The organism is Streptomyces lanatus, from assembly GCF_014655715.1.
Lineage (GTDB): Bacteria > Actinomycetota > Actinomycetes > Streptomycetales > Streptomycetaceae > Streptomyces > Streptomyces lanatus.
The window spans coordinates 1-4,948 of record NZ_BNBM01000038.1; the positions used below are offsets into that span (position 1 = coordinate 1).

3 protein-coding genes are annotated in these 4,948 nt (G+C 65.9%); all 3 read left to right on the top strand.

Going from position 1 to position 4,948, the window contains the following annotated elements:
• The first annotated feature begins 676 nt into the window (after nucleotides 1–676).
• Nucleotides 677–1,492, top strand: coding sequence for a hypothetical protein (locus IE325_RS45785; RefSeq protein ID WP_190076173.1), 816 nt, complete (start codon nucleotides 677–679; stop codon nucleotides 1,490–1,492).
• 83 nt (nucleotides 1,493–1,575) lie between these two features.
• Nucleotides 1,576–2,859, top strand: coding sequence for a sigma-70 family RNA polymerase sigma factor (locus IE325_RS45790; protein ID WP_190076174.1), 1,284 nt, complete (start codon nucleotides 1,576–1,578; stop codon nucleotides 2,857–2,859).
• Nucleotides 2,860–3,041: 182 nt separating this feature from the next.
• The coding region (locus IE325_RS45795; protein ID WP_190076175.1) for an AAA family ATPase at nucleotides 3,042–4,948 on the top strand (1,907 nt) is incomplete at its 3' end.

The following is a 4,948-nucleotide window of genomic DNA, read 5'->3' on the forward strand; positions in this document are numbered from 1 at the left end:
CCCCACCCATGCCCAACCAACGCACCAACCGCCCCACCGGTTACGGGACAACCTCTAGCCGATGTGCTGCAAAGGGATGTGCGCCCAGCGGATAATGCGAACAGAGCATGAGCTGCCCTTCATGTCGGTGGCGCCTGCCGTGAGTTCAGGCCCTCCGTTTCATGCGCGGGCCCGCCGTCCATCAGGAGCGGCCGGCGCACGGAAGCAGCGAACGTGTGCGCTGGTCGTGCGCCGTACACCTGTCCCTGCGCTGTTCGCGCTCCGGTCGCCAGACGTGGCGAGGCCCGCGGGCCTCAAGGGGCTTCTGTGCGTACGTTCCTGCCGACGGGGCGCCCTCGAAGGGAGACGCGTCGCCGTCTTCTGTATCCCGTTCAGTTGAGGAAGTCCTTATCGCTGGCCAGTGCCTGACTCTTGGTTGTCGAATAGATTCATGGACCGTGTCAGGCTGCGAGATGCATGGAGGACACCCTGGCTCCCGTGTGTTCACTTTTGATCGAACGTCAAGCCTCAATGATCTTTGAAGAAAGTTCAGTTGGGTGTGTAAGGGCAAGCAAGTGGACGTGGCGTCTCTCTGCTGATAATGCTTTCCCTGACGTGTCGAGTCTCTGGCCGGAACGCGGTGCGTCGAGTTCGATTTGTTGAAAGCGGAACCGATGTAAAGAGAGATTGCGCGTTCATGACACAAGTAGCGCTGCCGTGCACCCAAAAACTGCGGCTGAGGCCGCGCCGGGTGACGCGGCAGGCGGCCGAGGAGGCATGCCGCGTCGTTTGGCGGCATTTCGACTCCACAGAGATTCAGCCCCTGCGTACGGACTATCCGATCCGTGGCGCCCAGGATGACGAAGCCAGCAGCATCGCGGTCAACGCTCCCACGATCACCGAACTCCTCTCGGCGCCCGTCCTTGCGGAGGCCGTGCCCCTCGGTGCTGTCATCGAGCTCACCAATCTCACCGTCGCTGCCGACGGCCCGCTGCGTACGGTGCGGATCGCCATCACGCCGTACTGCGTGGACATCGACATCACCGGAACCGACCCGGACTGGGTTCAGGCCCGCGGACGTGAGTTCCGCGCAATCTTCACGCCCCGCCGCCGCATGGGGGCCCCGGGAACGACCTTCCAGCGCCGCGACTTCGTCATCTTCGGCCTGGGTATCGACACCCTGGGCACCGCCGTACTCGTCGCTATGGCCTCCCAGGACGCGCTGGCCTCGCCGGCGGTCCGGCTCGCCGCCGTCATCACGGTCGCCCTCGTTCCCGCGATCTGCTGGATGACCGCCCGCCGCATCCTGCGCCGATGCCGCGTGCGCATCGCACTCGTGGAGCCGACGGGCTGGTGGCAGTCGATGGACACGATGACCAGACTCACCCTAGGCATGTTCCTGGCCGCCCTGCTGACCATCGTCCTCAGCGTGGCCCAGAACGGCATCACAGGCGGCGACCACGCCGGCTCCCCGCACTCGAGGATCGCGATGCAGGAGGACGGTATTCAGTGACGCAGACTTCCCCGCCTGATACGACCCCCCGCGCCAGCGGGGGGACACACCCCGAACCCGCCGGCTCCCAGAGCGTCGCCACCATGGCGTTCGAGGAGTTCTGCGAGACCTACCACGCCAGGCTGGTCGCGCAGGCCACTGCATACAGCCGGAGCCGCGACGCCGCCCTGGACGCCGTGCAAGACGCGCTGCTCGACGCTTTACCCCGCTGGGACGACATCCACAATCCATGGGCCTACGTCAGCACGGCTGTCCGCCGCAACATCTGGGCGGATCACCGTCAGGCCATCCGCACCGCTCCGGTGACAGAGGCCGCGGCCGAGGAGGAGCTGACGTTCGCCGACTCCAGCGAAGCAGTCGTTCACCATGTCACTCTCCTGTCCGCCGTTCGGGACCTGCCGACCATGCAGCGCTCGGTCGTCGTCCTGCACTACTTCGAGGACCTGCCGGTCCAGGACGTCGCCGGGTTTCTCGCCGTCGGCGAGAGCACGGTACGTACGCACCTCGCCCTCGCCCGCCGCCGCCTGAGAAAGCTCCTGACCGCGCCCGTTTCCGCAGGAACCGCCCACCGCCGATCGACAGCGTTGAGGACCGAACCGAAAAGACTTCAGCCAGGGGCCGCCCACGGCGGCGAACCGGCCAATCCTGACCCCGTCACGGCGCTGGTCGCCCGAAGCCAGGCCGGCCAGCCCGAAGCCTTCGGCGCCCTCTACGACAAGTACGCCGACCGGGTCTACGGCTACATCTACTTGCGGATCGGGGAGCGCGCGCCCGCCGAGGAGCTGACGGCCAAGACCTTTCTGCGAGCCATGCGCCGCATCCATCTGTTCACCTGGCAGGGCCGTGACTTCAATGCCTGGCTTCTCGCCATCGCCCGCCCCCTGGTCACGGACTACGTCGACACCAACAACTTCCGCCTCGGCGTATCCGGGCACGACATACTCGACTCTCCCGGCACACCGGAGGCGGGGGAAGAACCCCTCCCAGGAGACCCGCCGGACAACGCCGAGCTCATCGAGGCCATCCGCAGCCTCAGCCCTCCCCAGCAGGAATGCATCACCCTGCGCTTCCTGCAGGGCCTGTCCGTTGCCGAAACGGCCCGCATCATGGGCAAGAACGAGGGAGCGATCAAGACGCTCCAGCACCGGGCCCTGCGTGCCTTGACCAAGACACTTTCCGAGCCCACGCCCGCACCGACCTCGGCAGCCTCGGAGCAGGCCCACTCTCGCAGCAGCCCACTCGTCTCCCGAGCCTTGCACGACGTAGCAGCCGAATGCACCAGGGCTGTGCGACCTACGCCCACTGCGCGCAGACGAATGCGCGCGGTCATCGAGGAGCAACCGATCTTGGTCGGTGCCGCCGGATGATCGCAACTTCCACACGGCCCCAGCCGTGTACGACCACTCGGACGGCCCTCCGGGGCGCCAGGACGCTCTGCGTGCCGTTTGTCGTACCGCACCGGCTCGGCAGGTAGGTTTTCCGGCACCGGGACTCCCAAGTGGTGCCCGTGGCCGTACCGGGTGAGTTCCGTGTGCATGACGGAGGGACGATGGGCGAGAGCCGCGCCTTGCTGCTGGGAGTCAGCAGCTTCTCCTCGCCGCTACGGGCAGGCGAAGAACCACCGACAGGTGTGGATGCCTGGCATCCCCTCGAGTTCGTCGAAACCGTACTGCCCCAGCTCGAGCAGTCGCTGCGCGGGCTCGGCTACGACGTTGACTGCCACCGGGATCCAGACGTACATACGATGCGCACCGCTGTCGGGACGTCCCTCGGCACCGCCCGCATCGTATGTGCCGTTACCCACGGAGCCACCGACAGCCTCGGCGACCCCACCAGGGTCGACGCAGTGCCGTCCTGTTCGACCATCGGCTTCGGCACCAATGTCAGCGAATGGGTGTCCACCGCGCAGACGATGCGTCAGCCGACACTGTTCTTACTGGACCTGTGCCGATCTGGACGAGCGGCGCGATTGCCGTTCCTGCTCCACCATGCCGGCCGGGACACCTACGCATGGGTGATCGCGGCAGCAGCTTCAGAGGAAGACGCCTACGACGGTCGATTCAGCACGGCAGTCGCTGAAGTTTTCGAAGAGATGGCCAGGACCGGGCTTGGCACCAGTAAGACCCGCGCCTACATCGCCTTTTCCGTGGTGGCACGCCGTATCCGGCAGCGCGTGGAGGCGATGCCCGGGATACCTCAGACAGTGGTGGCCACAGCACTTGACCAGGGACTGGACGACCCGCTCCTGCCATTCTTCCCGAACCTGAGGTACGAGCCGGACCCGCTGGAATCAGTAAGGGAAAGCATCCAGGCGTCGATCCGGCCGTTCATGGATGACCTCCTGTATGAGCGCGGCAGGGACGCGGAGCACTTCATCGACCGCGTCGGCACCCACTTCGCCGGACGCCGTGCGCAGCTGAGGGAGGTGGCTGACTGGCTCGACGCTGACGCATCGCCAGGACTAATGGTCGTCACAGGAAGCCCGGGCGTCGGTAAGTCGGCTCTGCTCAGCGCCGTTGTCTGCAGTGCACACCCCCGGCTTGTCGAGGCCGTCCCGCACGTACGCATGCGCCTCAAGGCCCAGGAGCCCAGCAGCTGCCCCCCGGTCATCTCACGCATGGCTGCCGTGCACGCACGCCAGCGCTCGCTGCCGGAAGTCGTTGCGGCGATCGCCGACCAACTCTGGCTCGGCAAGCCGGCGGACGGCTGGAGCGCCGAAGCCCTCGTCGACGCGATCACAGACCTCGCAGAGCGACCCGTCATCGTGCTCGACGCGTTGGACGAAGCCGTCGATTCCACGGCGATAGCGGAACAGCTCCTCGCTCCGCTTGCCAGGGCCACCTATGGAGAGAGGAAGTCCAGGACCGGACCGGTCTGCCGACTTCTCATCGGCATGCGCCCGTGGGACAACCTGCATGCTCTTCACCAACTGGCCCAACGGGAGGGTGCACTCATCGACCTGGACCGGGTGGATGAGGGCGACCTGAGGGCTGATCTGACCGCTCACTTGGCCAGCAGATTAGAGGACTTGAAGGGATACCAGGCGGGGACGGCCCGAAGGGTGCGCAACACCCTGGCGGCAGCCGTCGCAACTCGCCTGATCCACGATGCTGCTGACACCCCCTTCGGAGCCTTCCTGGTTGCCACTGTCTTTGTCCGGTCAGTCGAGACACTGCCGGCCGCGAAGACCGCAGAGCAAGCCCTGGATCTGGCTGCCTCGGTGCCCACGAACCTGCCCGACCTGCTCGAGCTGGACCTGACCTCACGCGCCAACCCAGGTGCTGTGCGAGCCGTCCTCACTGCGGTTGCACATGCGCAGGGAGACGGTATGCCCACCGAGGTGACATCGGAACTCGTGTCACTCTTCCACGACAATGCCGTGCAGGATCTTCAGGCACTTACAGCGGCTAACACAATGAGCTGGTTCGGTCCTGCTGGCCGTGTCCATGCAGGGAG

What these genes read in the sequence shown, in the direction of transcription:
- IE325_RS45785 (WP_190076173.1), top strand. Translation starts at nt 677, where the DNA reads ATGACACAAGTAGCGCTGCCGTGCACCCAAAAACTGCGGCTGAGGCCG.
- IE325_RS45790 (WP_190076174.1), top strand. Translation starts at nt 1,576, where the DNA reads ATGGCGTTCGAGGAGTTCTGCGAGACCTACCACGCCAGGCTGGTCGCG.